Origin of the sequence: Flavobacterium sp., assembly GCF_039916025.1 — a bacterium.
Classification (GTDB): domain Bacteria; phylum Bacteroidota; class Bacteroidia; order Flavobacteriales; family Flavobacteriaceae; genus Flavobacterium.
On the sequence record NZ_JBDSMB010000148.1, the window covers coordinates 1 to 2,267 of the forward strand.

The following is a 2,267-nucleotide window of genomic DNA, read 5'->3' on the forward strand; positions in this document are numbered from 1 at the left end:
CATGACACTCGTATTGTTTTGATAATTCGAACACAGCTGCTTTCCAGACTTCTCCTGTGCAGCCAAAGCCAGCGAAGAACAATACAGGATTGCCTTTACCCACAACTTCCACCTTAAAAGCCTGTTGGGCATGGCTTGCAATTGAAAAAAGGATACATACTGTAAGCAAAAAAAATTGTAATTTTTTCATAACGATTGTTTAAATTTCCCTTCAGATGCAGAAGTGAGAAATTTGTTACAGGATTTTGAAAAATATTATGTCTGATTGTGTGTCAAATCATCTGTTTCTTATGAAATCCAATTTTTCTTAGTTTAAGAGCTTTAAGACTCGATCAATATGAATTCCGGCGAATCTTCAATTTGAACTGCCAATAATCGGTGCGCTATCTACATCAAAAGCGCTATTCTAGCCAATCGATTGCGTTTTTTATTTCTAAAAAAAATAAAGCCTGAAATAAAATTACCGAAGAGCTTGATAACCTGCCCTATGATTGATGAAGAGGCATGTGTTTCAACTTATCTGAAAGTTGGATAGGACTTATTGGAATTTCTTTCTGAAAGCCTCGGGGGAATAGGCGGTGTGCTTTTTAAAAAATCTGATAAAGTAAGAAATGTCTTCATAGCCCAGGTGGTCGGCTATGTCTTTAACCTGGTTCGGTGTTGCCAGTAAGTATCGCTTGGCTTCTAATACAATCTGTTCATTAATGAGTTCAGAAGCTGGTTTACCAACAGTTGTTTTGGTAATTGCATTAAGCTGGTAGGTTGAGAGGTTCAATAGATCGGCGTATTGAGAAACCTGTTTATGAGTGGTTATATTAGCTGAAGTCAGAGTAATAAATTCCTCAAAGCGCTCCTGGGTATAATTTCCAGTGGATTTCGAATTACCATTTGGGTTATCGCTTTGCCTCATAAATTCAATAAAGAAAATATCAAGGTCTGCTTTTATTACTTCAATATATCCTTCCTGCTTCAAGGCATATTCATTAAAAATATGTGATAAAATATCCTGTATCTTTTTAAACCTATCTGCCTCAAATGCACAAAAGCCTTTATTACCGGCTTTTATCAATCGTTGATTTGCCAATTTTTCTTTTGGAAGATAGAATGCCGCATCAAATTCTGCAAGAAATCCTATAGAGTCTGCTTTTAAAGTAAGTTGATGTACCTGGCCCGGTCGAAGGATGAATATTGAATTGTTCTGAACTTTATAGTCCTTGAAATCTATTTTATGATTTCCCTTCCCATTTTGAACGGCAAGGATGAAGAAGAAATCATGCCTGTGCAAGTTATGAACCAAATCTTTTCCATTGAGTATGTCGCCAATAGCACGAATCATAAAACTGCCTGTAATAGCAGGTTCATTTAAAGTAGTACTGATTTTTCTAATTGGTATGTCTTTCATTTCAAAATATTACCAAGCGTTTAATTGTCATCAACTTTATTAAAACATTACTGAAATTAAAACAAAATAGCTGACTTATTTTTAAAAACTATCCAGTGTAAGTGTCTCTAAAAATCGGACTGTTTAAAATTAGAGAGGAGGTCAAATGAAAATTTCCACCCGAAAAAAATCCGGTTGTCTTTTCGCTCTAGTACAATGATGGTATCTGCCAGGTCTAACTCCACAAAGTTCCAGTTTTTACAACTTTTCCCAGATCCATCTCCAGAAAGTTGAGAATATGGATCTTTTTTTGCTTTTCTGTTCTGCGTATCTTTCAGCGTGAACAACAAACCCATCCTTTTTTCTATCATAACCGTTGTTTGAATTCCGGCTATGAATTCATTTCGATCATAGCCATCCGTGATAGGACTGGAAACGATGGTAGATGCTGATGCTGGCAAGAAGGCTTGTTAGCATCTCCCCTTTGCCTGATATGTCTGTTTCCAAAGCGCGTTTAATTTTACAAACGCTTCATGTTAATAAGAATAATTCGCTTTGAACTTGTGTTTGAAAAATACCGTTACGAGATGAATTGCGACGATTGAACCTATATTATGTTAAGGCAATCAGATTTTGGGTCTAGCGCCGGACTCAATCGTGCTCATATTTCTTTGTCCAACTTTACTCTACTTAATTCTATTTAACCCTAATTGCTTTTGCAAGTCTTCGCTAATCCGTTATTTTAAAGTATTTGTTTGCAAATCGAGGCAAAAAAATAAAGGTTCGTTTTAGACGAACCTTTATAACAAAATGATAATCAATATGGTGCGGATGACAGGGGTCGAACCTGCATGCCTCACGGCGCCAGATCCTAAGTCTGGTACGT

Annotated in this window: 2 protein-coding genes and 1 pseudogene; all 3 read right to left on the reverse strand. The window is 36.4% G+C overall.

Annotated elements, in window-relative coordinates:
• Window positions 1-190 (reverse strand): annotated as a pseudogene (locus ABIQ27_RS11365) (alpha/beta hydrolase); the annotation flags it as partial.
• A 348-nt stretch (window positions 191-538) separates the two neighbouring features.
• Entirely contained in the window at window positions 539-1,402 is an 864-nt protein-coding gene (locus ABIQ27_RS11370) for a helix-turn-helix transcriptional regulator (protein ID WP_348034017.1), read from the reverse strand.
• A gap of 107 nt (window positions 1,403-1,509) precedes the next feature.
• Window positions 1,510-1,842 (reverse strand): hypothetical protein, encoded by a 333-nt coding sequence (locus ABIQ27_RS11375; RefSeq protein WP_348034018.1) that lies wholly within the window; start codon window positions 1,840-1,842, stop codon window positions 1,510-1,512.
• Between the last annotated feature and the right edge of the window lie 425 nt (window positions 1,843-2,267).